Here is a 25,585-nt window from a genome sequence, read left to right as displayed (position 1 = left end):
CGGGGGAGGGCCGCTCGTCGGCGGGGGTCCGCCGGGGTCAGTCGATCGCGCCGCTGGCGCGGAGCATGTCCTCGCGCTCGACGATCTTCACGCGCTCGCGGCCCTGCGGCTCGCCCAGCGCCTTCTCGGCGGCGTCGAGCGCGTACCAGCCCTCCCACGTCGTGTAGGTGAGGCCCTTGCCCTCCAGGAAGGCGACGACGGCGTCGGCCTCCGGGCTGGCCGGGGTGAGGAGCCGGCCGGCGGCGAAGTCCTCCAGGAGGTTCGCGACGGTCTCGTTGGCGTCGCCCTTGGTGTGGCCGATGAGGCCGACCGGGCCGCGGCGGATCCAGCCGGTGACGTAGGTGGAGGCCATGTGCTCGTCGCCCTCCATCACCCGGCCGCCCTGGTCCGGGACGGTGCCGCTGACGGTGTCCCAGGGGAGCTTGGGCAGCTCGTCGGAGAGGTAGCCGACGGCGCGGTAGACGGCCTGGACGTCCCAGTCGGTGGTGACGCCGGTGCCCTTCACGTTCCCGGTGCCGTCGAGTTCGGTGCGCTCGGTGCGCAGGCCGACGACCTCGCCGTTCTCGCCGAGGATCTCGACGGGGGACTCGAAGAAGTGCAGGAAGAGCTTGTGCGGGCGGTCGCCGACGTCGCGGATCGCCCAGTTCTCCAGGGTCTTGGCGACCATGTCGGTCTGCTTGTTCTTGCGCCGCTCGGCGATGGAGCCCTCGTCGTAGTCGATGTCCTCGGGGTTGACGATGACCTCGATGGTGGGCGAGTGGTCGAGCTCGCGCAGCTCCATGGGGCTGAACTTCGCCTGCGCCGGGCCGCGGCGGCCGAAGACGTGGATCTCGACGGCCTTGTTGGCCTTCAGGCCGTCGTGGACGTTGGCGGGGATCTCGGTCGGCAGCAGCTCCTCGGCGGTCTTGGCGAGGATGCGGGCGACGTCGAGGGCGACGTTGCCGACGCCGAGGACGGCGACCTTCTCGGCGGACAGGTCCCAGGTGCGCGGGACGTCCGGGTGGCCGTCGTACCAGGAGGCGAAGTCGGCGGCGCCGAAGGAGCCGTTCAGCTCGACGCCGGGGATCCTCAGCTCGCGGTCGAACATGGCGCCGGTGGAGAAGATCACCGCGTCGTAGAAGGACCGCAGGTCGTCGAGGTGGACGTCGGTGCCGTAGTTGACGTTGCCGAAGAGGCGGACCTGCGGCTTGTCGAGCACCTGGTGAAGGGCGGTGATGATGCCCTTGATCCGCGGGTGGTCGGGGGCGACGCCGTAGCGGATGAGGCCGAAGGGGGCCGGCATCCGCTCGAAGATGTCGATGGACACGCCCGGCTCGGTGGCGGTGTCGGACTTCAGCAGCGCGTCGGCGGCGTAGATGCCGGCGGGGCCGGCGCCGACGATCGCGACCCGGAGGGGGCGGGGCATGACTGGGTTCCCTTCGCATACGGGGTGCGGCGGAGCCGCCGACACTTAGGCCACCCTAATTAACCCCGAGCGGGAAGTGGTACCCGACCCTGGTCTATGCCCCCATAAGGCAGACTTATGACTTCTCAAAGGCCGCCTGAGGTGCTGAACGAGGTCACCGTCAGCGCCGCGAGTGCGACCGTGCCCGCGATCCCGCAGGCGAGCAGGAAACCGCCGCCGATCGTTCTCACCAGCCGGGTGAAGGGCGGCAAGGGCACGTCCACGTCCGCCGGGTCCCCCGGCGGGTAGTACGCGGTGATGGCCGCGCCGGCCCTGCCGTGCACGAAGATCCGGTAGTCGCCGGTCCCGTCGGGGTAGACGTACGCGCCCGGCGACGTTGCCCGGGTGGCGGTCACCGCGACACCGTGCCGCCGCAGCCATCGCTCGCGCAGGCCGTCCCCGACCCCGTACGTGCCGAATCCGAGCGCCAGCCCGCTGATGCCGCCCACCCCGATCTCCACGATGACGACGTCCCAGTGGCCCAGGGAGCCGGCGACCACCGCGAGCACGACCAGCGCGAGCAGATAGCCGAGGACGCCCCGCCGGACCCGGCGGGCGAACCGGTGGCGCCACCGCGGCGCCAGCGAGCGGATCGCGGCGAAGCGGGCGCCGTCGACGTCGTCCCTGTCCGTCCGGTTGGCGAGCAGGTCGTTGATCGTGTCGACGAGGAGGGCCGCCCCGTCCGGGTCGACGTCGTCGATCCGGTGGACCCGCGGGGTCGCCCCGGCCCTCGCCCGCAGTTCGATCAGGACCGTCCCGCCCTCGGCGCGGAGCCGGCCGAGTCCGTCGGCGGTGAAGACGATCTGTTCCGTCGGGAGATCGAGGACCAGTCCTTCGTTCTCGACGGACAGGACGATTCCGTCCCGGCCCACGAGGACCGGGAGGGAGGCGAGGGGTATCGGCATGAGCGTGATCGTAGAGCCGGGAGCGGGCGCAGGTCAGCCCCTGGTGGCGATCACCGCCAGGGCGATCAGCAGGACGGCCGCGGCCACGGCGGCCACGACCGGCTTCCAGGGGACGCCGCCGGCGCCGGCGGCGGGCTCCTGGGCGCGGGGCGCGCGGGTCGTGACGAGCGCGGCGCCGTCGGGCGCCGGGGTGCCGGGGAGGGCGGCGGTCACGGCGTCCGCGAAGGCGAGCGCGCCGGTCTCGTCGACGTCGGCGACCCGGTAGATCGTCGGCTCGTCGGCCCCGGACGCCGTCAGCACGATCGCGACCGACCGGCCCTCGGCGTGGACGAAGGAGATCGCCGCGAGCGGTATGTGGTGTTCCTTGTCCGGGCGGTGCAGGGTCACCGGCCCGCCCGCGAAGCGGAGAACCGATTCACCACCGCGCAGGACCAGAGAGGGGGTGGCCGTCATCGTCCGCATTCCTCCGCCGCCGTCGGTCGGTCCCGGGGCGCCGCCGGGCGACAGGGCGACGCTCCCGCGCCGATCGTAGGGGCACCGGCCCGCCCGGCACCACGTCCGGGCCCCGCGCGCGCCCCGGCGGGACCGTTCCGCGCGCCCCCTTCACGCGCCCCGGCGTGCGCCGGAGCGAAAACCGGGACCCCGGGAACAATTCCGTGACGGCCCGGCACGGCCGTTCGAGATTCCCCCGTATTTACGGGACTTCGCCGATTCCACGCGCGACCCGACGGCCGCGAATCGAATTATCCGCTCGAACATCCCGCCCCGGTGGCGTGCGGGAACACCCCGAACTCCCTTGGTGCGTCCCCCGATTCTACGGATCCCGGGTCACCCGGGAGTGGGGAAGCGGGAAATGGATTCAGAAAGGCATACGTTGGTGAAGGAAGACAGCAGGAGAGAACGACCACGGGGGAAGTCGGAGCGGCGCGGCACACGGAGCCGGAAATGCGCGGGAACGGCGCGGAGGAACCCCGCCCGGCACCGGCGTCCGGCCCCGCGGCTCCGTCGTCCCCGCGGCCGCTCGTTCGCAAAGGGACACCGCACGGCGGACCCGCCCGGCGCACCGCCCGGGCCCGGACCGCCGGGGAGGAGGGCCGGTCATGGCACTGCCGATCGGGGCGTACGTCGTGGAGATCCGCACCGGGCGGGTCGCGAGGGTGATGGGCCACGAGGGCCCCTACGTCCAGATCCGCCCGCTCGGCGGCGGACGCGAATGGGACGTGGCGCCCGAGGAGGTCCGCGAGGCCACCTCCGCCGAACGCCTCAGCGCCGCCACCGCCCACGCCAACGCCCGCAGCCGCGGCGAGGTCCCCTGAACCTCCCGGCCCCCGGATCACCCGGACGCGGCCGGGACCCTCCCCGCGTACGGGAGAATGGGTCCATGAGTCTGTTCCGCGACGACGGCATCGTGCTGCGCACCCAGAAGCTGGGCGAAGCGGATCGCATCATCACGATCCTCACCCGCGGGCACGGACGGGTGCGCGCCGTGGCGCGCGGAGTGCGGCGGACCAAGTCCAAGTTCGGCGCGCGCCTCGAACCCTTCTCCCACGTCGACGTGCAGTTCTTCGCCCGCGGCAGCGAGCTGGTCGGACGCGGGCTGCCGCTCTGCACCCAGAGCGAGACCATCGCCGCCTACGGCGGCGGCATCGTCACCGACTACGCCCGCTACACCGCCGGCACCGCGATGCTGGAGACGGCCGAGCGCTTCACCGACCACGAGGGCGAGCCGGCCGTGCAGCAGTACCTGCTGCTCGTCGGCGGACTGCGCACCCTCGCCCGGGGCGAGCACGCCCCCCACCTCATCCTCGACGCCTTCCTGCTCCGCTCCCTCGCCGTGAACGGCTACGCGCCCTCCTTCTCGGACTGCGCCAAATGCGGACTCGACGGCCCGAACCGGTTCTTCTCGGTCGCGGCGGGCGGCGTCATATGCGGCGACTGCCGGGTCCCCGGAAGCGTCGTACCCTCAGCGGAGGCCATCGGCCTGCTCAGCGCGCTGCTCACCGGCGACTGGGCGACGGCGGACGCGTGCGAGCCGCGTCACGTCAGGGAGGGCAGCGGACTGGTGTCCGCCTATCTGCACTGGCACCTGGAGCGCGGCCTGCGCTCCCTGCGGTACGTAGAAAAGAGCTAGGAGATCCATCGCATGGCCATCGCACGACTCCTCGGGCGCCAGCGCCGGGAGTACAGGACCCCCGAGCCGCACCCGTCCGGCGCCCGCCCGCCGAAGCTCCAGAGCGAGCTCGTGCCGCAGCACGTCGCGATCGTCATGGACGGCAACGGCCGCTGGGCGAAGGAGCGCGGTCTGCCGCGCACCGAGGGCCACAAGGTCGGCGCCGAGCAGGTCGTCGACGTGCTCCAGGGCGCGATCGAGATGGGCGTCGGCGCGATCTCGCTGTACGCCTTCTCCACCGAGAACTGGAAGCGCTCCCCCGAGGAGGTGCGCTTCCTGATGAACTTCAACCGCGACTTCATCCGCAAGACCCGCGACCAGCTCGACGAGCTCGGCATCCGGGTGCGCTGGGTGGGCCGCATGCCCAAGCTGTGGAAGTCGGTCGCCAAGGAGCTCCAGGTCGCCCAGGAGCAGACCAAGGACAACACGAAGCTCACGCTGTACTTCTGCATGAACTACGGCGGCCGCGCGGAGCTCACGGACGCGGCACAGGCGCTCGCGGAGGACGTGAAGGCGGGCCGGCTCGACCCGGCGAAGATCACCGAGAAGACCATCCAGAAGTACCTCTACTACCCGGACATGCCGGACGTGGACCTCTTCCTGCGGCCCAGCGGCGAGCAGCGCACCTCCAACTACCTGATCTGGCAGAGCGCCTACGCCGAGATGGTCTTCCAGGACGTGCTGTGGCCCGACTTCGACCGCCGCGACCTGTGGCGGGCCTGCGTCGAGTACGCCCAGCGCGACCGCCGCTTCGGCGGGGTCGACCCGGCGGACCTGGCCGTCCTCGACAAGGCGTGACCGCCCGCCGCACCGGGTGACCGGTGACGCTACGATCCGGCGCGTGAACGGGACCTCCGACGACCCCGCGCTCCAGGACCGGGTCGAGCTCGCCTACCCCGCCCTCCCCGCCGACGTGCGCGAGGCGGTACGCGTCGCCCTCGGGGCCGCCGCCTGGTGGCGGGGCCTGCGGTGGCTCGCGTACGGCTCGGCGGTCCTCGCCTTCCTGATCGCCGCCCTGGAGCTGCTGCTCCCGGGCGAGCCGGACGCGGGGACCGTCGCCGAGATGGCCGGGCTCGGCACCGCCGCGATCGTGGTGGTCCGGCTGATGAGCCGGGCCGTCGCCCGGGCCTTCCTCCGGGCCGCCCGGGCCCAGGGCGGGGACGCCCGGGTCGTCGTCGACGCCGAGGGCGGCCGGTGGACCTCCCGGGACACCGACACCGTCATCCGCTGGGCGATGCTGCCCCGGTACGTGGAGACGGACCGGCTCTTCGTCCTGCTCACCCCGCGCAGGGCCGGCACCGGCTTCGCCTACCTGCCCAAGCACGGCCTCGCCGACCCGGCCGACGCCGACCGGCTCCGGGCCCTCCTGGACCGGCACAGCAGCCGCGTCTGACATGCGGGTGGGGCCCGCGCCGGACGATCCGGTGCGGGCCCCACACGTATGTCAGGTCACTTCGCCGCGCACTCCGCGCAGGTGCCGAAGATCTCCACGGTGTGCGCCACGTTCACGAAGCCGTGCTCCGCCGCGACCGCCTCGGCCCACTGCTCCACCATCGGGCCCTCGACCTCGACGGCCTTGCCGCAGGCGCGGCAGACCAGATGGTGGTGGTGGTCGTCGGACGCGCAGCGGCGGTAGACCGTCTCTCCGTCGCTGGTGCGCAGCGCGTCCACCTCGCCCGCGTCCGCCAGGGACTGGAGGGTGCGGTAGACGGTGGTCAGGCCGACGGAGTCGCCGCGGTGCTTGAGCATGTCGTGCAGTTCCTGGGCGCTGCGGAACTCGTCCACCTCGCTCAGCGCTGCCGCCACCGCGGCCCGCTGCTTGGTGGAGCGGCCGCGTACGGGGGGTCCTGCCGTCGCCACGGGGGCCTCCTTGGATGCTTGTCTGCCCCCGCCATTCTGCCAGTCTCCCGTCCCCCCGGGTTCAGTCGCGGCTCACACCTTCACGTCGTCCGTGGTCCGCCGGCTGCCCGGGACGCAGCGGGCGTCGCAGTCCTCGTCGGCCTGCGCGGCGGCCTTCGCCCGCCGCTTCGCGAGCGGGGCGGCGAGGAGGGTGAGGACGACGAAGACCCCGATCGCGTACAGGACGATGGTCGCGCCGGGCGGGACGTCCTGGTAGTACGAGGTGACCGTGCCGGCCAGGGTGACCGTGATGCCGGTCGCCACCGCGAGGACGAAGGTCGCCCGGAAGGACTTCGACAGCTGCTGGGCCGCCGCGACGGGCACCACCATGAGCGCGCTGACCAGGAGCAGGCCGACGACCCGCATGGCGACCGTGACGGTCACGGCGGCGGTGACCGCGATCAGCAGGTTCAGGGCGCGCACGGGCAGGCCGGTGACCCGGGCGAACTCCTCGTCCTGGCTGACCGCGAAGAGCTGCCGGCGCAGGCCGACCGTGACCAGGACGACGAAGGCCGCCAGGACGCTGATCGCGGTGACGTCCTCGGTGGAGACCGTGGAGAGCGAGCCGAAGAGGTACGAGCTGAGGTTGGCGTTGGAGCCGGTCGGCGCCAGGTTGATCAGCAGGACGCCGCCCGCCATGCCGCCGTAGAAGAGCAGCGCGAGCGCGAGGTCGCCGCGGGTCTTCCCGTACGCCCGGATCAGCTCCATCGCGACCGAGCCGGCGACGGCGACGAGGGTGGCCATCCAGACCGGGCTGGAGTTCAGCAGGAAGCCGAGGCCCACGCCGGTCATGGCGACGTGCCCGATGCCGTCGCCCATCAGCGCCTGGCGGCGCTGCACGAGGTAGATGCCGACGGCGGGCGCGGTGATGCCGACGAGCACGGCCGCGAGCAGCGCCCGCTGCATGAAGGCGGGTTCGAGGAAGTCCATGTCAGGTCAGCAGTCCCGTGCGGAGCGGCTCGCCGGCCGCGTGCGGATGTACGTGGTCGTGGCCGGGCAGCGCGTGCTGCCCGAGGGCCTCCGGCGGCGGTCCGTCGTGGACGACGCAGCCGTCGCGGAGCACGATCGCGCGGTCGATGAGGGGCTCCAGCGGGCCCAGTTCGTGCAGGACGAGGAGGACCGACGTACCGCCGGCGACCTGCTCGCGCAGGGTCGAGGCGAGGATCTCCTGGCTGGCGAGGTCCACGCCGGCCATCGGCTCGTCCATGATCAGGAGCTCGGGCTCGGAGGCGAGCGCGCGGGCGATCAGGACGCGCTGGTGCTGGCCGCCGGAGAGCGCGGAGACGGAGTCGCCGGCGCGGTCGGCGAGGCCGACCAGCTCCATGGCCCGGTGGACGGCGGCCTTGTCGGCTTTGGTCGGCAGGCCGAAGCGGCGGCGGGCGAGCCGCCCGGAGGCGACGACCTCGCGGACGGTGGCGGGCACGCCGGAGGCGGCGGTGGTGCGCTGGGGCACGTAGCCGACCCGGGACCAGTCGCGGAACCGCTTCCGCTCGGTGCCGAACAGCTCGATCGTGCCGCCGGTCAGCGGGACCTGGCCGATGATCGCGCGGACGGCGGTGGACTTGCCGGAGCCGTTGGCGCCGAGCAGGGCGGCGACCTCACCGCGCCGGACGGTGAGGTCGACGCCCCGGAGGACGGGGCGGGCGCCGAGGGCCGCCGTGGCGCCACGGACGGAGATGACGGGCTCGTCGCTCACGAGTGCCTCCTGCGTGCGGGGGTGGATCACTTGGCGCCGAGGGCCTTCTTCAGCGCGGCGAGGTTCGACTGCATGACCTCGATGTAGTCATCGCCCCGGGACGCGTCCGTGATTCCCTCCAGCGGGTCGAGGACGTCGGTCTTGAGGCCGGTGTCCTGCGCGAGGGTCTTCGCGGTCTTGTCGCTGGCGAGGGTCTCGAAGAAGACGGTGGTGACCTTTTCGGCCTTCGCGACGTCCTGGAGCTCCTTGATCCGGGCGGGGCTCGGCTCGGACTCGGGGTCCATGCCGGAGATGCCCTCCTGGTCCAGGTGGTAGCGCTCGGCGAGGTAGCCGAAGGCGGAGTGGGTGGTGATGAAGGTCCTGGTAGCGGTGTTCTTCAGGCCGGTCTCGAACGCGGTGTCCAGCGCGCCGAGCTTCTTCACCAGGGCGGCGGTGTTCTTCTCGTAGTCCGCCGCGTGGTCCGGGTCGGCCTTCGCGAAGGCGGCGCCGACGCCCTTGGCGACCTCGGCGTACTTCACGGGGTCGAGCCAGATGTGGGGGTCGTTCCCGGCCTCTGAGCCGTGGTCGTGGCCCTCCTGGGACTCCTCGGCGGCGTGCTCCTCGCCCGCGTGGGCCTCCTCGTCCTCGTGGGCGTGGCCCTCGCCGGACTCGGTGCCGTGGGCTTCGAGGGTGGTGAGGGTGGCGGCGTCGATCGTGTGCGTGACGCCGGCCTGGGCGATGGCCTCGTCGACGGCGGGCTGGATGCCCTTGAGGTAGAGGAGCACGTCGGCGTCGGCGAGCTCGCCGATCTGGCGCGGCTTGAGCTCCAGGTCGTGCGGTTCGACGCCGGGCTTGGTCAGGGTCTGGACGGCCACGTGGCCGCCGCCTATCTGCTCGGCCAGGTACTGCATGGGGTAGAACGAGGCGACGACGTCCAGCTTGCCGTCCGTCCCCTTGTCGGCGGCCGAGGAGCTTCCGCCGCAGGCGGAGAGGGTGACGAGACCGAGGGTGACGGCTCCGGCGACGGCGGTGGCGGGTATCAGACGGCGTACGTTCATGACACTCATTTTCAACAAAACTGGAAACGGTTGTCAATTGCCCGACTTGTGGTACGGGCCACGCCGGCCGCCCGGCCGCCGGCCCCCGAACCGATTTGATACGGGGGGTGCGGGCGCCGGTAACCTGTGGCATTCGCACTTCGTCGTCGTAATGAAGAGAGCACCGTGGCCGCCGACAAGATCGACACCATCGTCAGCCTGAGCAAGCGCCGTGGCTTCGTTTTCCCCTGCAGTGAGATCTACGGCGGTCAGCGCGCCGCCTGGGACTACGGGCACCTGGGCGTCGAGCTCAAGGAGAACATCAAGCGCCAGTGGTGGCGTTACATGGTCACCTCGCGCGAGGACGTCGTCGGCATCGACTCGTCGGTCATCCTGGCGACCGAGGTCTGGGAGGCGTCCGGTCACGTCGCCACCTTCACCGACCCGCTGACCGAGTGCACCTCCTGCCACAAGCGCTTCCGCGCCGACCACCTGGAGGAGGCGTACGAGGAGAAGCACGGCCGTCTCCCCGAGAACGGCCTCGCCGACCTCAACTGCCCCAACTGCGGCAACAAGGGCACCTTCACCGAGCCGAAGAACTTCTCGGGTCTGCTCTCCACCCACCTCGGCCCGACCCAGGACTCCGGCTCCGTCGCGTACCTGCGTCCGGAGACCGCCCAGGGCATCTTCACCAACTTCGCCCAGGTGCAGACGACGGCGCGCAAGAAGCCCCCGTTCGGCATCGCGCAGATGGGCAAGTCCTTCCGGAACGAGATCACTCCGGGCAACTTCATCTTCCGGACCCGCGAGTTCGAGCAGATGGAGATGGAGTTCTTCGTCAAGCCGGGCGAGGACGAGCAGTGGCAGGAGTACTGGATGCAGCAGCGCTGGAACTGGTACACCGGCCTCGGTCTCCGCGAGGAGAACATGCGCTGGTACGAGCACCCGCAGGAGAAGCTCTCCCACTACTCCAAGCGCACCGCCGACATCGAGTACCGCTTCCAGTTCGGCGGCAGCGAGTGGGGCGAGCTGGAGGGCGTCGCCAACCGCACCGACTACGACCTGACGGCCCACTCCAAGGCGTCCGGCGCCAACCTGATGTACCACGAGCAGGAGTCCGGCGAGCGCTACACGCCGTACGTCATCGAGCCCGCCGCCGGTGTCGGCCGCACCATGCTCGCCTTCCTGCTCGACGCGTACACCGAGGACGAGGCCCCCAACGCCAAGGGCGTCATGGAGAAGCGCGTCGTGATGCGCCTCGACCACCGCCTGGCGCCGGTCAAGGCCGCGGTCCTGCCGCTCTCCCGCAACCCGCAGCTCTCCCCGAAGGCCAAGGGCCTCGCGGCGGACCTGCGGCAGAACTGGAACATCGACTTCGACGACGCCGGCGCCATCGGCCGCCGCTACCGCCGCCAGGACGAGATCGGCACCCCGTTCTGCATCACCGTCGACTTCGACACCCTCGACGACAACGCGGTGACCGTGCGCGAGCGCGACACCATGAAGCAGGAGCGCGTCTCCCTCGACCAGATCCAGGGCTACCTGGCCAGCCGCCTGATCGGCTGCTGACCTCCCCGCCTGTCGTACGGGAGAGCCCCCGGTCCGGAGCGTCGGACCGGGGGCTCTCCCGTCGGTACGGAGCTCAGGCGGTCGCTGCGGCCGCCGCCTCGGCCTCGGCCTGCCGGCGGGCCCCCTCGGCGGCCCGCCGCCTGCCGAACCAGGCCGTCCAGGCGCCGAGCGCGCCGAGCACGCAGTAGAGCATCACCGGGCTGACCACGACCATGGTGTCGGTCGGCGCAGCGTGCGCGAGCGCGATCCGCGCCAGCGCCTCCGCCATGTACGCCACGCCCTCCGGGGTGCCGTAGGTGGTGAACCTGCGCCCGAAAGAACATCAGCGGGCGCGGCGCGAGCAGGGTGACGAGGCAGAGCAGCCCGAACAGGCCGGTCACCGAGCACCAAGAAGCCCTCAGGCCCGCCGCAGGGCCCGGAGGACCAGGTCGACGACCGCCGTGAAGGCGGCGTCGACGCCCGGCCGGGACCAGTCGGCGGCGTGTGCCGGGTTGTGGAAGCGGTCGGTGGCGTGGAAGACGGCGCGGGCCGTGGCGGGGAGCTCCGGCTCGGGGGTGGCGAACAGGCCCGCGCGGCGGCCGTCCGCCAGGATCTCGGCGATCTGCTCGACCAGGTGCTCCTCGTGCCGGTCGACCACCGCGCTGTTCTCGCCGATCAGCACCTGGAAGGTGGCCATCAGCTCCGGGTCGCCGCCCGCCTTCTCGCGCTTGAGGGCGAAGAGGGCGGTGAGCCAGCCGGTGAGCCGCTCGTCGGCGGGCTCCGTGGCGGTGACGTACGGCCGGAGGGCGTCGATGGTCCGCCGCAGCCACCGCTCCGTGACCGCCTCGCGCAGCGCCGCCTTGGTGCGGAAGTGGCGGTAGACGCTGCCGTGGCTCACGCCGAGCACCCGGGCCACGTCCACCACCGTCGCCTTGGCGGGCCCGTACCGGCGCAGCACCTCCTCGGTGGCTTCGAGGATGCGCTCGGCGGTGAGGGATTCGGTGGCGGCCATGGGACTGACAGTACCCGTCAGTGCTCGCTGTCCAGGTGGGCCATCTGCGCGGCCGGGTAGCGGGCGCCGGCGGCGGCGCCGGCCGGGACGGCCTCCTCGATCGCGGCCAGGTCGGCGGCGTCGAGGGTGAGGTCCAGCGCACCGAGCGCCTCGGCGAGTCGGGCCCGGGTGCGCGCGCCGACCAGCGGCACGATGTCGTCGCCCTGCGCCAGGGCCCAGGCGATCGCGGTCTGCGCCACGGAGACGCCCTTGCCGTCGGCCACGGCCCGCAGCCGGTCCACCAGGTCGAGGTTGCGGTGCAGGTTCTCGCCCTGGAAGCGGGGGCTCATGCCGCGGAAGTCGCCCGGGGCGAGCGCCCGGTCGCGGGTGAAGTGGCCGCTGATCAGGCCGCGGGAGAGGACCCCGTACGCGGTGACGCCGATGCCCAGTTCGCGGGCGGTCGGCAGGATCTTCTCCTCGATGCCCCGGGAGATCAGCGAGTACTCGATCTGGAGGTCCGCGATCGGGGCGACGGCGGCGGCCCGGCGCAGGGTGTCGGCGCCGACCTCGGAGAGGCCGATGTGCCGTACGTGCCCGGCCTCCACCAGCTCGGCGATGGCGCCGACGGTCTCCTCGATCGGCACGTCGGGGTCGACGCGGGCGATCCGGTAGACGTCGATGTGGTCGGTGCCGAGCCGCTGGAGCGAGTACGCGGCGAAGTTCCGCACCGCGGCCGGCCGTCCGTCGTAGCCGGTGAAGCCGCCCTCGACGGTCCGCAGCGCGCCGAACTTCACGCTGGTCAGCGCCTGCTCGCGGCGGCCGGCCGGGGCGGTGCGCAGGGCCTCGGCGATGAGCAGCTCGTTGTGGCCCATCCCGTAGAAGTCGCCGGTGTCGAGGAGGGTCACGCCGGCCTCCAGGGCCGCGTGGATGGTCGCGATCGATTCGGCGCGGTCGGCGTCGCCGTACAGCGCGGACATGCCCATGCAGCCGAGGCCGAGGGCGGAGACGGCGGGGCCGGTGGTGCCGAGGGTGCGGGTGGGAAGCATGGCGGTCTCCTGGGGGAGGGAAGGGAGGGGTGCCCTCCAACTGGGTGCCCTACAACCATGGCATGACCGATGACAGATTTCAATATTTGTCATTCGATGGCGCAAGGCGACCCCGCGCAAGGCGACCCCTCCACCGGCCCGGAAAACCGGATGCACCCCGCCGAACCGCCCCGCTACCGTGCGGGGCATGCATGCACACCTCCCGATCTACGAGTGAGAGCGGTGCCGCTCCGGCGGACCACCGACGACCCACCGCACACCTCACCGAAGGGGAGAACCCCATGGCCAAGAGCCGCAACAACCTCCTCGGCGTCGGCGGACAGCGCAAGAAGCTGTCCCGCGCCGACCAGCAGGGCGCGAGCCGGAGCCGCGCCGCCGACCGCCGCTCCGCGGAGGACAAGAAGCAGGACCTCCTGAAGAAGATGCGCGAGCGCAACCAGAGCGCCGACACCTCCGAGGAGTAACCCGACACCGAAGGGCCCGGACCGCACCCCGCGGCCCGGGCCCTTCGCCGTCTCCGAGCCGTCCGGCCCGCTCAGCCCGCCGCCCGCGGCAGCCGGAGGGCGTACAGACCCGTCAGCAGCGCCAGCGCCAGCTGCACCAGCAGCGTCGTCGCCAGCGCGGTCCCCATCGGGCCCGACGCCGCCAGCGACAGGAAGAGCGAGCCCAGCGTCGCCACCCCCAGCGCCAGCGCCGACTGCTGCGTCGTCACCATCACCCCGCTGCCCACGCCCGCCCGGTCCGCCGGGACCTCGGCGAGCACCACCCGGAAGAGCACCGGCAGCTGGAGCCCCTGGCCGAGACCCGCCACCGCCATGCCCGGGGCCAGCGCCCACGGGGTGAGGTCGGGCCAGGAGGACCAGGCCGTCCACGCCATCATGCCCAGGCCGGCCGCCTGGAGCACCGCGCCCGCCGGGATCACCCGGGTGCCCCAGCGCGCCACCAGCCGCGGACCCGCCAGGGAGGCGGCGAAGAAGGCCAGGGCCATCGGCGCCAGGGCCGCCCCCGACGCGATCGGGCCCAGCGACAGGCCCTGCTGGAGCGCCACCGCGACCACCAGGATGAAGCCGCCGAAGCCGCCCGAGAGGGGCAGGACGAGAACGAGCCCCCGGCGGAGCGGGGTCAGGCGGAGGAGGGACGGCGGGACCAGCGGCGCGTCGCCCCCCAGCTCCGCGCGCCGCTCCGTGCGCCAGAACGCCGCCGCGAGGAGCGGGAACGCGGCGAGCGCGGCCCACGTCCACAGCGGCCACCCCGCGGCCCTGCCCTCCGTCAGCGGGGCGAGGAGCGACACCAGGGCCAGGGCCAGCAGGACCGTGCCCCGCACGTCCAGCGGCGCCGGAGCCGCCGCCCGGGTCTCCGGGACGGTGCGGAGCGCCAGCGGCAGGACGAGCAGCACCGCCGGCACGTTCACCAGGAAGACCGCCCGCCAGCCGAGCCCCGCCACGTCCGCCGCCACCAGCAGGCCGCCCAGGATCTGACCGGAGACGAAGGCGAGCCCGGTGGTCGCCCCGTACAGGCTCATCGCCCGCGCCCGCCGGGCGCCTGTCGTCGAGGAATGAAGGGTCGCGAGGACCTGCGGCAGCAGCAGCGCCGCCGCGGCACCCTGTGCCACCCGCGCCGCGACCAGGGCCCAGGCGCTCGGCGCGAGCCCGCAGAGCAGCGACGTCACGCCGAAGGCGACCAGGCCCGCCAGGAAGAGCCGTCGCCGCCCGAAGAGGTCGCCGAGCCGGCCGCCGAGCACCAGCAGCACCGCGTACGCCAGGCCGTATCCGGCCACGAACAGTTCGAGCAGCGCCTCGCCCGCCCCGAGGTCACGCCCGATGGACGGCAGGGCGACGTTGACGATGAAGAAGTCGACCAGGGGCAGCGCGGCCCCGAGGAGGACGGTGAACAGGCCCAGCGAGCCGAGGGCCGGCGGCGGGGCGGTAGGGGACGGGGGACGGCCGCGGGAGGGCCGGGTTGTCGTGGTCACCCTCCCGACTCTCCGCGCCCCGTCTGCCTGGTACCAGAGTCTCCTCATCCTGGTACCAGAACTGCCTGGCACCGGGGTCCGCCGACGGGCACGCTGGGACCATGAGCATCGTCGTGACGACCGGGCCCGAGGTCCGGCGGCGGGAACTCGCCGCCTTCCTGCGCAGCCGCCGCGAGCGCATCACCCCCGAGGAGGTCGGCCTGGTCCGCGGCCGCCGGCGCCGCACCCCCGGCCTGCGCCGCGAGGAGGTCGCCCAGCTCTCCGCCGTCGGCGTCACCTGGTACACCTGGATCGAGCAGGCCCGGGACATCCAGGTCTCCCCGCAGGTCCTCGACGCCCTCGCCGGCGCCCTCCTGCTCGACCCGACCGAGCGCGCCCACCTCTTCGCCCTCGCCGGACAGCCCGACCCGCGGCCCGGCCTGCCCAGCCCGGCCGTCACGCCCGCCGTACGGGCCATGCTCGACCAGCTGGAGCCCGTGCCCGCCGCGGTCCAGAACAGCCGCTTCGACATCCTCGCCCACAACCGCGTCTTCGGGCGGCTCTTCCGCGACCTCGACGCGCTGCCGCCCGAGGACCGCAACACGCTCTGGCTGGCCTGCACCGACCCGGAGTTCCGGGCCGCCGTCACCGACCCGGACCTGGTCTCCCGCCTCGCGGGCAAGCTGCGCGCCCGGATGGCCGGGTGCCTCGCCGAACCCGCCTGGAAGCGACTGGTCCAGCGGCTCGAAGCGGCCTCGCCCGAGTTCCGCGAGGTCTGGGCCCGGCACGACGTCGTCTCCTCCGAGAACATGGCCAAGGTCATCAGGAACCCGCTCGTCGGGCCGCTGAGCTTCGAGCACACCAACCTCTGGCTCCAGCCCGGCCCCGGACCCGTCCTCGTCACGTACGTGCCGCTGGACGAGGAGACCCGGGCCGGCTGCGCCCGGCTCCTGGAGCTGGTGGCGCGGGAGGGGCGGTCCCGGGCCGCCGCCTGAGTTCACCCGTCCGGGTACGGGACAATGGGGCCATGACCGCGTTCTCCCCCCTCTCCATCGGCCCGCACGTCGTGCAGCCCCCGGTGGTGCTCGCGCCCATGGCCGGCATCACCAACGCCCCCTTCCGGACCCTCTGCCGCGAGTTCTCCGGCGGCAAGGGGCTGTTCGTGAGCGAGATGATCACGACCCGGGCGCTGGTGGAGCGCAACGAGAAGACCATGCAGCTCATCCGGTTCGACGCGACGGAGCAGCCGCGCTCGATCCAGCTGTACGGGGTGGACCCGGTCACCGTCGGCAAGGCGGTGCGGATGATCGTCGACGAGGACCTCGCCGACCACATCGACCTGAACTTCGGCTGCCCGGTGCCCAAGGTGACCCGCAAGGGCGGCGGCTCCGCGCTGCCGTACAAGCGGCCGCTGCTGCGGGCGATCCTGCACGAGGCCGTCACCAACGCGGGCGACCTGCCGGTCACCATGAAGATGCGCAAGGGCATCGACGACGACCACATCACCTACCTGGACGCGGGCCGGATCGCGGTCGAGGAGGGGGTGACGGCGATCGCCCTGCACGGGCGGACGGCGGCGCAGCACTACGGCGGCACGGCCGACTGGGACGCGATCGCGCGGCTCAAGGAGCACGTGCCGGAGATCCCGGTGCTGGGCAACGGCGACATCTGGTCGGCGGACGACGCGGTGCGGATGATGCGCGAGACCGGCTGCGACGGCGTGGTCGTGGGCCGTGGCTGCCTGGGTCGGCCGTGGCTCTTCGCGGACCTGGTGGCGGGCCTGGAGGGCACCGGGGGGTACCGGACGCCGGGGCTGCGGGAGGTCGCGGAGGTGATGGTGCGGCACGCGGCGCTGCTCGGCGAGTGGATCGGCGACGAGTCGCGCGGTGTCATCGACTTCCGGAAGCACGTGGCCTGGTACCTGAAGGGCTTCTCGGTCGGTTCGGAGATGCGCAAGCGCCTCGCCGTCACCTCGTCCCTGGACGAGCTGCGCGCTCAGTTGAGCGAGCTGGACCTGGACCAGCCGTGGCCGGTGGGTGCGGACGGCCCCCGGGGCCGTACGTCCGGAAACAACCGTGTTGTCCTGCCCGACGGCTGGCTGAAGGACCCGTACGACTGCTCCGGAGTGAGCGAGGACGCCGAGCTGGACACGTCCGGGGGCTGAGATTTTCGGCCTTCCGGGGGAGTGATCCTCGCCACCCCTGAGGGGGGTGGTGCTCAGATGAGCAGGTTACAGGTCGATGCACTCCCTGAAGGGGTGGCACTGGGTGCCACCCCTTTTGCGTTCAAGAAGTGAACGCAAATGCGCAGAGAAGGCGCTCATGTGAGCGCGTTGTCCCCGGATTGGGTCAAGCGGGCTTCGGGGCGTGAATGCGGAAGCTTCGCGTCGGTAACTTTCGAAGTGGTGGCGGACGGGTGGTTAAGACCGTGTGACCGGTAGGCGTACCTCCCCAGAAGCCTTCGATCTGGGTATGTTCCTCGCCGTCAGGGCAGCCAACCGAGTCGTCGAGGAGTCGAGACCCGTGTCGGAAAACAATGATCAGAAGTTCGTGTACGACTTCACCGAGGGCAACAGGGACCTGAAGGACCTGCTCGGTGGCAAGGGGGCCAACCTCGCCGAGATGACCAACCTCGGTCTCCCGGTCCCTCCCGGCTTCACGATCACCACCGAGGCGTGCAAGGTCTACCTCGAGTCCGGCTCGGAGCCCGCCGCCCTGCGCGACGAGGTCTCGGCCCACCTCGACGCCCTCGAGCGCACGATGGGCAAGAAGCTCGGCCAGGCGGACGACCCGCTGCTCGTCTCGGTCCGCTCGGGCGCCAAGTTCTCCATGCCCGGGATGATGGACACGGTCCTCAACATCGGCCTCTCCGACGAGTCCGTCGTCGGCCTCGCCCGCCAGGCCGACAACGAGCGCTTCGCCTGGGACTCGTACCGCCGCCTCATCCAGATGTTCGGCAAGACCGTGCTGGGCGTGGACGGCGAGCACTTCGAGGACGCCCTCGACGAGGCCAAGTCCGCCAAGAAGGTCGCCAGCGACACCGACCTGGACGCCGAGGACCTCAAGAAGGTCGTCGAGCGGTTCAAGGAGATCGTGAAGGCCGACACCGGCCGCGACTTCCCGCAGGACCCGCGCGAGCAGATGGACCTCGCCATCGAGGCCGTCTTCAACTCCTGGAACACGGACCGCGCCAAGCTGTACCGCCGTCAGGAGCGCATCCCGGGCGACCTCGGCACCGCCGTCAACGTCTGCTCGATGGTCTTCGGCAACCTCGGCCCGGACTCCGGCACCGGCGTCGCCTTCACCCGCGACCCCGCCTCCGGCCACCAGGGCGTCTACGGCGACTACCTCCAGAACGCGCAGGGCGAGGACGTCGTCGCCGGCATCCGCAACACGGTGCCGCTGGCCGACCTGGAGTCGATCGACAAGAAGTCGTACGACCAGCTCATGCAGATCATGGAGACGCTGGAGACCCACTACAAGGATCTCTGCGACATCGAGTTCACCATCGAGCGCGGCCAGCTCTGGATGCTCCAGACCCGCGTCGGCAAGCGCACCGCCGGTGCCGCCTTCCGCATCGCGACCCAGCTGGTGGACCAGGGCCTGATCGACGAGGCAGAGGCGCTGCAGCGCGTCACCGGCGCCCAGCTCGCCCAGCTGATGTTCCCGAAGTTCGACGAGGACGCCAAGGTCGAGCAGATCGGCCGCGGCATCGCCGCCTCCCCGGGCGCGGCCGTGGGCAAGGCCGTCTTCGACTCGTACACGGCCGTCAAGTGGTCCCGCTCCGGCGAGAAGGTCATCCTGATCCGCCGCGAGACCAACCCGGACGACCTGGACGGCATGATCGCCGCCGAGGGCATCCTGACCTCGCGCGGCGGCAAGACCTCGCACGCCGCCGTCGTCGCCCGCGGCATGGGCAAGACCTGTGTCTGCGGCGCGGAGGAGCTGGAGGTCGACACCAAGCGCCGCCGGCTGACCACCGCCTCGGGCGTGGTCGTCGAGGAGGGCGACGTCGTCTCCATCGACGGCTCCACCGGCAAGGTGTACCTCGGTGAGGTACCCGTCGTGCCGTCCCCGGTCGTCGAGTACTTCGAGGGCCGCATGCACGCCGGCGCCGACGACGCCGACGAGCTGGTCCAGGCCGTCCACCGGATCATGGCCTACGCCGACCGCGTCCGCCGCCTGCGGGTCCGCGCCAACGCCGACAACGCCGAGGACGCCTCCCGTGCCCGCCGCTTCGGCGCCCAGGGCATCGGCCTCTGCCGCACCGAGCACATGTTCCTCGGCGAGCGCCGCCAGTACGTCGAGCGCCTGATCCTCGCCGACACCGACGCCGAGCGCGACGAGGCCCTCAAGGCCCTGCTGCCGCTCCAGAAGACCGACTTCGTCGAGCTCTTCGAGGCGATGGACGGCCTGCCGGTCACGGTCCGCCTGCTCGACCCGCCGCTGCACGAGTTCCTGCCCGACATCACCGAGCTGTCGGTGCGCGTCGCCCTCGCCGAGTCCCGCAAGGAGCCGCACGAGAACGACCTGCGCCTGCTCCAGGCCGTGCACCGGCTGCACGAGCAGAACCCGATGCTGGGTCTGCGCGGCGTGCGCCTCGGGCTCGTCATCCCCGGCCTGTTCACCATGCAGGTCCGGGCGATCGCCGAGGCCGCGGCCGCGCGGATCGAGGCCAAGGGCGACCCGCGCGCCGAGATCATGATCCCGCTCGTCGGCACCGTCCAGGAGCTGGAGATCGTCCGCGAGGACGCCGAGAAGGTCATCGCCGAGGTCGTCGCGGAGACCGGCGTGGAGCTGAAGCTGGCCCTCGGCACCATGATCGAGCTGCCCCGCGCGGCCGTCACCGCCGGCCAGATCGCCGAGGCCGCCGAGTTCTTCTCCTTCGGCACCAACGACCTCACGCAGACGGTCTGGGGCTTCTCCCGCGACGACGTGGAGGCCAGCTTCTTCACCGCCTACCTGGAGAAGGGCATCTTCGGCGTCAGCCCCTTCGAGACCATCGACAAGGACGGCGTCGGCTCGCTGGTCCGCTCCGCGGTCCAGGCCGGCCGGGCCACCCGCCCCGACATCAAGCTCGGCGTCTGCGGCGAGCACGGCGGCGACCCGGAGTCGGTGCACTTCTTCCACGAGGTCGGCCTCGACTACGTCTCCTGCTCGCCGTTCCGGATCCCGGTGGCGCGCCTGGAGGCGGGCCGCGCGGCGGCCGAGGCGAAGGGCAGCGACAGCCGCTGACCCGAGGGGCCCGCGGGCCCCGCGAAGCCCCCGGGGCCGTCGTCGGCCATCCCTTCCGAACCCTCACCGGCGGACGGCGGCCCCGGATCCGAAAGAGACGGGACGGACACCTTGTGCGGAGGTGTCCGTCCCGTCGTTTTCACGTCAGATTCATGCGCAATTACGTCCGCATTGAATTATTGGAAATTGAACGTCTGTGTTTGCGGATGTTTCGGCTGTGGCCCCCGGATCCCCACCCGGGGGCCACACCCTTTTTCGTGTCGGGCAGGTGAGCCGCAACCCTCGCCGACCGCCGCCGGACGGGCGAAGCCCCCCACGGTCTTCACCACGTCACCTCGGTCCTGAAGGTTTCCTGCCCGACCCGCACAGCATTTCCGGTGGGCGCTGTTCGCCGCGATGCTTTTCAACTGTGGCTGAAACACCCTGGTAACGTGCAGTGATGGCGTGCATACTCGACCGCGGGGTGGTTGCGAGTGCACAGGTGGGGACTTCATGCTTCGTATTCATTTCACCGCGGGCGATCTGGCGGGGGTGCGGATCGCCGCCCGTCCTGACGTCCTGTGGGAAACGATTCTCAGCTTTCACCGTTTAAGGGACCGGCGCGGCCCTGTGGTGTTCGGCGGATGGCGCGCGGAAACGCGGGCGCGGCTCGGCGGTGAGACCCGGCTGCTGGCCGCCCTCGTCCCGAGCCGCGGCTATTTCCCCGATTTCCTCACCCCGGCGGAGGGCCTCCACGGCCTCGACGACGGGCTCCAGGCGGTCCGCGCGACCACGCCCGGCCGGCTCCGCTCCGAGCTGTCCCTGCTGGCCGCCGACCGGACCGGCGGCCGCACCGTGCCGCACTCGCTGCGGGCCCTCGCCGACGGCGGCCCGGAGCCCTTCGACCGGCTGCTCGGGGCGCTGCGCAGCTACCACCGGGCGGCCGTGGAGCCGTACTGGCCGCACATCCAGGCCCGGGTGGAGGCGGACCGCGCGCGGCGCGGGCGGGCCGTCCTCGACGGCGGCGCGGAGGAGCTGCTGGACTCGCTGCCGCCGACGCTGACCTGGCGGGCGCCGGTCCTGGAGGCCGCCTACCCGGTCGACCGGGACGTGCACCTGGACGGGCGGGGGCTGCTGCTCCAGCCCTCGTACTTCTGCCGGGGCACGCCGGTGATGCTGCGGGATCCGGCGCTGCCGCCGGTGCTGGTCTACCCGGTGACCCACGGGGAGGCGCCGGCGGTCCGCCCGCCGGGCGCCTCCTCGCTGGCGAAGCTGGTGGGCCAGACCCGCGCGGAGGTCCTCCAGGCCATCGGGGACGGCGGGACGACGAGCGAGCTGGCGCGGCGGGCCGGGGTGTCGCTCGCCTCGGCGAGCCAGCACGCGGGCGTGCTGCGGGACGCGGGCCTGATAGCGACCCTGCGGCACGGGAACGCGGTGCTGCACACGCTGACGCCGCTGGGCGCCGCGCTCCTGTGCGGAGGCGGGGCCCAGCGGCGCGGGGAGGAGCGCTGTTACGCCCGGAACGGGCCGGTCACCTCGTAGGTGATGCCGCCGGAGGAGCTGCCGGTGGTGCCGCGCTGGCTGGAGAAGTACAGCCGGGAGCCGTCGGGGGAGAAGGCGGGGCCGCAGATCTCGGAGGAGGACTGGCCGGTGATCCGCAGGAACGGCGCCACGACGTCGTCCGGGGTGATCACGCAGATCTCCATGTTGCCGCCGTCCTCGGCGATGAACAGGTCGCCGGAGGAGGAGCCGGTGACGTTGTCCACGCCGGTGAGCGGGGCGGCGCCGCCGGGCACCAGCGAGTCGTCGTAGGCGAGCTCGTAGGTGCCGGCCGCGAGGTTGAGCTGCCAGAGGCGGTTGTCGCCCTTGGTGGTGAACCAGACGGTGTCGTTGGCGTAGTGGCAGCCCTCGCCGCCGTTGAAGACCTTGGCGCCGGAGACCTGGTAGCGGGTCGCGGTGGGGGAGCCGTCCGGGTCGGGGACGTTCTGCCAGGTGAAGGTGCCGGAGGCGGCCGTGCCGGCCTTGAGGACCTGGAGGGTGCCGGAGGAGAGGTTGCCCCAGGTGGTGGGGATGAACCGGTAGAAGCGGCCGTCCGACTCGTCCTCGGTCAGGTAGATCACCTTGCGGACCGGGTCGGCGGCGGCGGCCTCGTGCTTGAAGCGGCCCATGGCGTCCCGGCGGACGGCCGCGTTCACGCCGTACGGGTCGGTCTCGTAGACGTACCCGAGGCTGACCTCCTCGCAGGAGAGCCAGGTGTTCCACGGGGTCTTGCCGCCGGCGCAGTTCTGCCGGGTGTTCGACAGGACGCGGTAGGCGCTCGTGACGGTGCCGGACGAGTCGAAGCGCAGGGCGCTCGCGCCGCCGCCCGGGTTGATCTCCGAGTTGGAGACGTAGATCCAGCCGGTGCCGTCGGCGTAGCAGGCGCCGCCGTCGGGGGCGTTGTGCCAGGTGTACGAGGTGCCGGGGACGGTCTGTCCCGAGCGGGCGACGATCCGGCTGGTGAAGCCGGCGGGCAGCATGATGCCGTTCGCGTTCGCCGCGCCGAGCGCGCCGTAGGGGCCGGCGCCGGGCTGGGCGGGGGCCGCGTAGGCCGCGCCCCGCATCAGGGTGCCGCCGAAGGCGGCCGCCGACGTGCCGATGACCGCTCCACGCAGGAAACTGCGTCGCTCCACGTCTTCTCTCCAGGGGTGTGAGACCGCCCGCCGCACGGTCAGCGGCGGGGCCGCGCGAGGGGAATCTAGGAGGGCGGAGTTGACTGTGCATCAACAAACGGTGACGGGGAAGGGGCGGGCGCGGGGCGGGGGAGTCGGTGTCGGAGCCGGGCGCTAGGTTCACGCCATGACGATCACCGCACAGTTGCTCGGATCGGTACGGCTGCCGGGTGGGAGGGCCGTGGTCGACGACTTCCACGAGGCCCGCGCCGACGGGACCCGGCGACTTCTTCTGCGACGGGGTGCCGGCCTGGAGGTCCACGACGTGGCGGCGCTGTGCGCCGGGGAGGTCTCGCCGCTCGCCGTGGTCCCCGTGCCCTGGCCCGGCTGGGACGCGGGCGTGCACTCGGCCGCTCCCGACGGCTCCTTCGTCGTCTTCTCGGGGCAGCGGTCGGTCCGGGCCGTGGCCGTCGGCGGGGGCACGCTGTGGGAGTACCGGCACGGCTGCTGGGGCCCCGAGCTCGGCCACGAGCACAGCGGCGACGACCAGCAGGTGTGTCCCGGCAGCGAGCACGGGTCCGTCCGGGTCTCGGACGACGGCCGGCTGGTCTGGGCGCACGTGGTCGCCGCGGACGCGGACTACCAGGAGCTCTGGGTCGTCCTCGACGCGCGCGACGGCCGCGAGCTGGCCCGCGTCCCGCTGACCGACAGCTACGCCTCGGGATCCCACCACCAGTCGCTGCCCGACGGCGTGCACATGGCGCTCTGCGTCGGCATGGGTCAGGACGGGATCCTGCTGTACTGGGCCCGCCGGGACGGCGAGGGCGTCGTCGTGCGGGACCTCAACGAGGGCCTGGACCGGATCCTGCTCGACGTCCACCCCGAGAACGGCCGGTTTCTGACGGTCGAGCACTACGGCGCCGACCTCCAGCTCCACGACCTGGACGGCACCCTGCTCGCCGAGGCGGAGCCCGCCGGTCCCGGCCCGGACCGCTGGGACTGGTGCGCCGGCTTCGTCGACGCGGACACCGTCCTCGCCTCCACCGGCCACGAGTACGGCGACGACGACCCCGTACGCCACTCGCTCCTGGACGCGAAGACCCTGGAGCACCTGGGGCAGCTCGACTACCCCGGCCCCGTCACCGGCTACGTCCGCCCCCTCGGCGACGGCACCTGGCTCACCCACGACCGGGCGAGCGACACCCTCAGCCGCTGGACCCGGGCGGCGCCCTGAGCGCGGGCGGGACCTTCGGCACTGCCGGGCGGGGGGTTCCGCCCGGCAGACTGGGCGCATGCGCGAGACCCGGGAGCTCACCGACATCGGCGGCCGCGACGACCTCGACGTGCTGCTGCGCCGCTTCTACGCGGCCGCCTTCGCCGACCCCCTGATCGGCCCGTTCTTCACCGAGGTCGCCGGCACCGACCTGGAGGTCCACCTCCCGCGCATCGCCGACTTCTGGGAGCGGGCCCTGTTCCGCACCACCGCGTACGCCCGGGACGCGTTCGCCCCGCACGCGGCGCTGCACTCCGCCCGGGCCCTGACCCCCGCCCACTTCGGGCGCTGGGTGCAGCTCTGGCACGCCACGGTCGACGGCCTGCACCGGGGGCCGCTGGCGGACCGGGCCAAGGCGATGGGGGAGCGGATCGCCGTCTCGATGATGAAGCGGCTCGGCGGCCCCGGCACGGAGGCCGTGGCGGCGGCCGGCGGGACCGGCGGTTTCGTCCCGCTGGCGGCGCTCACCCTGCGCTCGGCCGCCTGATCGAAAAAACTTCTCCGGGGAGCGATGAGTCCGGCCCGGGCGGCCCGTCTTACCTCTCGACAGCACCGCACGACGGAGAAGAGAGAGAGCACACCATGGCCCCGCAGATGATCTTCGTGAACCTGCCCGTGAAGGACCTCGACGTCAGCAAGGCCTTCTACGAGAAGCTCGGGTACACGATCAACCCGCAGTTCAGCGATGAGACCGCGGCCTGTGTGGTGATCAGCGACACCATCTTCGTCATGCTGCTCACCGAGGAGAAGTTCGGCACGTTCACCGCCCCCGGCAAGACGATCGCCGACGCCTCCGCCACCACCCAGGTGCTGCTCACGCTGAGCGCCGAGAGCCGTGAGAAGACCGACGAGCTGGCCGACCGGGCGCTGGAGGTGGGCGGCGGTCCGGCGAAGGAGCCGATGGACATGGGCTTCATGTACGGCCGCTCCTTCGCCGACCCGGACGGCCACCACTGGGAGGTCTTCTGGATGGACCCGGCCGCCACGCAGGGCTGACCCCCGGGAGGGGGCTCAGGCGGAGACGCCGCCGTCGACCACCAGGTCCGTGCCGACGGCGGAGCCCGCCGCGTCCGACGCGAGGTAGAGGACGGCCGCCGCGACCTCGGCGGCCGAGGAGATCCGGCCGAGCGGCGACTGCTCCTTCATCCGGACCTCCCGCTCGGCCTCCGTCTCGCCGGGCAGCAGCGACATCGTGGACTCCGCGGCGCCGGGGCTGACCGCGTTGATCCGCACCCCGTCGGCGATGTGGTCGCGGGCCGCGGCGCGGGTGAGCGCCGAGACGGCCGCCTTGGAGACCTGGTAGCCGAAGACGCCGGGGATCCGGACGTGCGGGCCCAGGTTGGACGAGATGTTGACGATCGCGCCGCCGCCGTGCGCCCGCATGTGGGCGACCTCGGCCTGGAGGGCGTTCAGCACGCCGGTGACGTTGGTGTCGAGCAGGGCCTGCCAGTCGTCGAGGGGGAAGTCGGCGGCGCTGTGGCCGCCCCGGAAGATCCCCGCGTTGTTCACGGCGACGTCGAGCCCGCCGTACGTCTCCACCGTGCGGCGGACCAGCTCGCGGGTGGAGGCGCGGCTCGTGACGTCGGCGGTGACGGCGGTCGCGGTCCCGCCCTCGGCCTCGATCAGGGCCACGGTGGCGTCGAGGGCGGCGGCGGTGCGGCCGGCGGCCACCACCCGCGCGCCCTCGGCGGCGAAGGCGCGGGCGATCTCCCGGCCGAGGCCGGAGCCGGCACCGGTGACGAGGACGGTGCGGCCGGTGAAGCGGGCGGAGACGGACATGGG

The 25,585-nt window shown here is 72.3% G+C and carries 26 protein-coding genes; 13 read left to right on the top strand and 13 right to left on the bottom strand.

Features of this window, described 5'->3' with window-relative positions:
• Nucleotides 1-37: 37 nt before the first annotated feature.
• The 3 genes from ABFY03_RS12740 to ABFY03_RS12730 form a co-directional block, all read right to left on the bottom strand.
• Entirely contained in the window at nucleotides 38-1,405 is a 1,368-nt protein-coding gene (locus tag ABFY03_RS12740; RefSeq protein ID WP_346169938.1) for an FAD-dependent oxidoreductase, read from the bottom strand.
• 125 nt (nucleotides 1,406-1,530) lie between these two features.
• Nucleotides 1,531-2,349, bottom strand: a complete 819-nt coding sequence (locus ABFY03_RS12735) for a hypothetical protein (protein WP_346169937.1) — start codon at nucleotides 2,347-2,349, stop codon at nucleotides 1,531-1,533.
• A gap of 33 nt (nucleotides 2,350-2,382) precedes the next feature.
• Nucleotides 2,383-2,802 (bottom strand): hypothetical protein, encoded by a 420-nt coding sequence (locus tag ABFY03_RS12730; protein ID WP_319013923.1) that lies wholly within the window; start codon nucleotides 2,800-2,802, stop codon nucleotides 2,383-2,385.
• Between the two features lie 647 nt (nucleotides 2,803-3,449).
• On the opposite strand from ABFY03_RS12730, the gene ABFY03_RS12725 reads away from it, so the two are divergent.
• From ABFY03_RS12725 to ABFY03_RS12710, 4 genes are all read left to right on the top strand, one after another.
• Nucleotides 3,450-3,665, top strand: a complete 216-nt coding sequence (locus ABFY03_RS12725) for a hypothetical protein (protein WP_319013924.1) — start codon at nucleotides 3,450-3,452, stop codon at nucleotides 3,663-3,665.
• A gap of 65 nt (nucleotides 3,666-3,730) precedes the next feature.
• Nucleotides 3,731-4,480: a DNA repair protein RecO gene (gene recO, locus ABFY03_RS12720; protein WP_031005024.1), complete on the top strand. Its 750-nt coding sequence runs from the start codon at nucleotides 3,731-3,733 to the stop codon at nucleotides 4,478-4,480.
• Nucleotides 4,481-4,492: 12 nt separating this feature from the next.
• Nucleotides 4,493-5,317: an isoprenyl transferase gene (locus tag ABFY03_RS12715; RefSeq protein WP_319013925.1), complete on the top strand. Its 825-nt coding sequence runs from the start codon at nucleotides 4,493-4,495 to the stop codon at nucleotides 5,315-5,317.
• A 43-nt stretch (nucleotides 5,318-5,360) separates the two neighbouring features.
• Nucleotides 5,361-5,912: a YcxB family protein gene (locus tag ABFY03_RS12710; RefSeq protein ID WP_319013926.1), complete on the top strand. Its 552-nt coding sequence runs from the start codon at nucleotides 5,361-5,363 to the stop codon at nucleotides 5,910-5,912.
• A 56-nt stretch (nucleotides 5,913-5,968) separates the two neighbouring features.
• Here ABFY03_RS12710 and ABFY03_RS12705 read toward each other — a convergent pair whose 3' ends face one another.
• The 4 genes from ABFY03_RS12705 to ABFY03_RS12690 all read right to left on the bottom strand — a co-directional run bounded on the left by ABFY03_RS12705 (nucleotide 5,969) and on the right by ABFY03_RS12690 (nucleotide 9,151).
• Nucleotides 5,969-6,379, bottom strand: coding sequence for a Fur family transcriptional regulator (locus ABFY03_RS12705; RefSeq protein ID WP_030494160.1), 411 nt, complete (start codon nucleotides 6,377-6,379; stop codon nucleotides 5,969-5,971).
• A 72-nt stretch (nucleotides 6,380-6,451) separates the two neighbouring features.
• Entirely contained in the window at nucleotides 6,452-7,348 is an 897-nt protein-coding gene (locus ABFY03_RS12700; protein WP_319013927.1) for a metal ABC transporter permease, read from the bottom strand.
• Between the two features lies 1 nt (nucleotide 7,349).
• Nucleotides 7,350-8,114 (bottom strand): metal ABC transporter ATP-binding protein, encoded by a 765-nt coding sequence (locus tag ABFY03_RS12695; protein WP_319013928.1) that lies wholly within the window; start codon nucleotides 8,112-8,114, stop codon nucleotides 7,350-7,352.
• Between the two features lie 26 nt (nucleotides 8,115-8,140).
• Nucleotides 8,141-9,151: a metal ABC transporter substrate-binding protein gene (locus ABFY03_RS12690; RefSeq protein WP_346169936.1), complete on the bottom strand. Its 1,011-nt coding sequence runs from the start codon at nucleotides 9,149-9,151 to the stop codon at nucleotides 8,141-8,143.
• A 165-nt stretch (nucleotides 9,152-9,316) separates the two neighbouring features.
• Between ABFY03_RS12690 and ABFY03_RS12685 the strand changes: the two genes are divergently transcribed.
• Nucleotides 9,317-10,699 carry a glycine--tRNA ligase gene (locus ABFY03_RS12685; RefSeq protein WP_031005011.1) on the top strand — a complete coding sequence of 461 codons (1,383 nt, stop codon included), beginning with the start codon at nucleotides 9,317-9,319 and terminating at the stop codon, nucleotides 10,697-10,699.
• A 73-nt stretch (nucleotides 10,700-10,772) separates the two neighbouring features.
• Here the strand turns inward: ABFY03_RS12685 and ABFY03_RS12680 are convergent, their stop codons facing one another.
• From ABFY03_RS12680 to ABFY03_RS12670, 3 genes are all read right to left on the bottom strand, one after another.
• The gene (locus ABFY03_RS12680; RefSeq protein ID WP_346169935.1) at nucleotides 10,773-10,976 is read right to left on the bottom strand and encodes a hypothetical protein; all 204 of its coding nucleotides are present in this window, start codon (nucleotides 10,974-10,976) and stop codon (nucleotides 10,773-10,775) included.
• 120 nt (nucleotides 10,977-11,096) lie between these two features.
• The gene (locus ABFY03_RS12675) at nucleotides 11,097-11,690 is read right to left on the bottom strand and encodes a TetR/AcrR family transcriptional regulator (RefSeq protein ID WP_346169934.1); all 594 of its coding nucleotides are present in this window, start codon (nucleotides 11,688-11,690) and stop codon (nucleotides 11,097-11,099) included.
• A 17-nt stretch (nucleotides 11,691-11,707) separates the two neighbouring features.
• On the bottom strand, nucleotides 11,708-12,715 hold the full coding sequence (locus tag ABFY03_RS12670) for an aldo/keto reductase (protein ID WP_346169933.1): 1,008 nt from the start codon (nucleotides 12,713-12,715) through the stop codon (nucleotides 11,708-11,710).
• 281 nt (nucleotides 12,716-12,996) lie between these two features.
• Between ABFY03_RS12670 and ABFY03_RS12665 the strand changes: the two genes are divergently transcribed.
• Nucleotides 12,997-13,179, top strand: coding sequence for a DUF6243 family protein (locus ABFY03_RS12665; RefSeq protein WP_319013933.1), 183 nt, complete (start codon nucleotides 12,997-12,999; stop codon nucleotides 13,177-13,179).
• Between the two features lie 71 nt (nucleotides 13,180-13,250).
• Here the strand turns inward: ABFY03_RS12665 and ABFY03_RS12660 are convergent, their stop codons facing one another.
• Entirely contained in the window at nucleotides 13,251-14,735 is a 1,485-nt protein-coding gene (locus ABFY03_RS12660) for an MFS transporter (RefSeq protein WP_386723573.1), read from the bottom strand.
• Nucleotides 14,736-14,788: 53 nt separating this feature from the next.
• Between ABFY03_RS12660 and ABFY03_RS12655 the strand changes: the two genes are divergently transcribed.
• From ABFY03_RS12655 to ABFY03_RS12640, 4 genes are all read left to right on the top strand, one after another.
• Entirely contained in the window at nucleotides 14,789-15,661 is an 873-nt protein-coding gene (locus ABFY03_RS12655) for an MmyB family transcriptional regulator (protein WP_319013935.1), read from the top strand.
• A 32-nt stretch (nucleotides 15,662-15,693) separates the two neighbouring features.
• Nucleotides 15,694-16,830, top strand: coding sequence for a tRNA dihydrouridine synthase DusB (gene dusB, locus ABFY03_RS12650; RefSeq protein ID WP_319013936.1), 1,137 nt, complete (start codon nucleotides 15,694-15,696; stop codon nucleotides 16,828-16,830).
• 358 nt (nucleotides 16,831-17,188) lie between these two features.
• Nucleotides 17,189-19,900, top strand: a complete 2,712-nt coding sequence (ppdK, locus tag ABFY03_RS12645) for a pyruvate, phosphate dikinase (RefSeq protein ID WP_319013937.1) — start codon at nucleotides 17,189-17,191, stop codon at nucleotides 19,898-19,900.
• Between the two features lie 492 nt (nucleotides 19,901-20,392).
• Nucleotides 20,393-21,421, top strand: coding sequence for an ArsR/SmtB family transcription factor (locus ABFY03_RS12640; RefSeq protein ID WP_346169931.1), 1,029 nt, complete (start codon nucleotides 20,393-20,395; stop codon nucleotides 21,419-21,421).
• On the opposite strand, the gene ABFY03_RS12635 is transcribed toward ABFY03_RS12640, so the two are convergent.
• The gene (locus ABFY03_RS12635; protein WP_319013939.1) at nucleotides 21,391-22,551 is read right to left on the bottom strand and encodes an alkaline phosphatase PhoX; all 1,161 of its coding nucleotides are present in this window, start codon (nucleotides 22,549-22,551) and stop codon (nucleotides 21,391-21,393) included. The two genes, ABFY03_RS12640 and ABFY03_RS12635, sit on opposite strands and share 31 nt — an antisense overlap.
• A 166-nt stretch (nucleotides 22,552-22,717) precedes the next feature.
• Between ABFY03_RS12635 and ABFY03_RS12630 the strand changes: the two genes are divergently transcribed.
• From ABFY03_RS12630 to ABFY03_RS12620, 3 genes are all read left to right on the top strand, one after another.
• Nucleotides 22,718-23,764 (top strand): hypothetical protein, encoded by a 1,047-nt coding sequence (locus tag ABFY03_RS12630; protein WP_346169930.1) that lies wholly within the window; start codon nucleotides 22,718-22,720, stop codon nucleotides 23,762-23,764.
• Nucleotides 23,765-23,822: 58 nt separating this feature from the next.
• On the top strand, nucleotides 23,823-24,290 hold the full coding sequence (locus tag ABFY03_RS12625; RefSeq protein WP_346169929.1) for a group III truncated hemoglobin: 468 nt from the start codon (nucleotides 23,823-23,825) through the stop codon (nucleotides 24,288-24,290).
• A gap of 95 nt (nucleotides 24,291-24,385) precedes the next feature.
• Complete coding sequence (locus ABFY03_RS12620) at nucleotides 24,386-24,799, top strand: VOC family protein (protein WP_319013942.1); 414 nt, start codon at nucleotides 24,386-24,388, stop codon at nucleotides 24,797-24,799.
• Between the two features lie 15 nt (nucleotides 24,800-24,814).
• Here ABFY03_RS12620 and ABFY03_RS12615 read toward each other — a convergent pair whose 3' ends face one another.
• On the bottom strand, nucleotides 24,815-25,582 hold the full coding sequence (locus tag ABFY03_RS12615; RefSeq protein ID WP_346169928.1) for an SDR family NAD(P)-dependent oxidoreductase: 768 nt from the start codon (nucleotides 25,580-25,582) through the stop codon (nucleotides 24,815-24,817).
• Between the last annotated feature and the right edge of the window lie 3 nt (nucleotides 25,583-25,585).

It is taken from the genome of Streptomyces roseofulvus (assembly GCF_039534915.1).
GTDB lineage: Bacteria > Actinomycetota > Actinomycetes > Streptomycetales > Streptomycetaceae > Streptomyces > Streptomyces roseofulvus.
The sequence above is the reverse complement of the archived record's forward strand: the minus strand, read 5'-3'. Positions and strand labels throughout refer to the sequence as shown.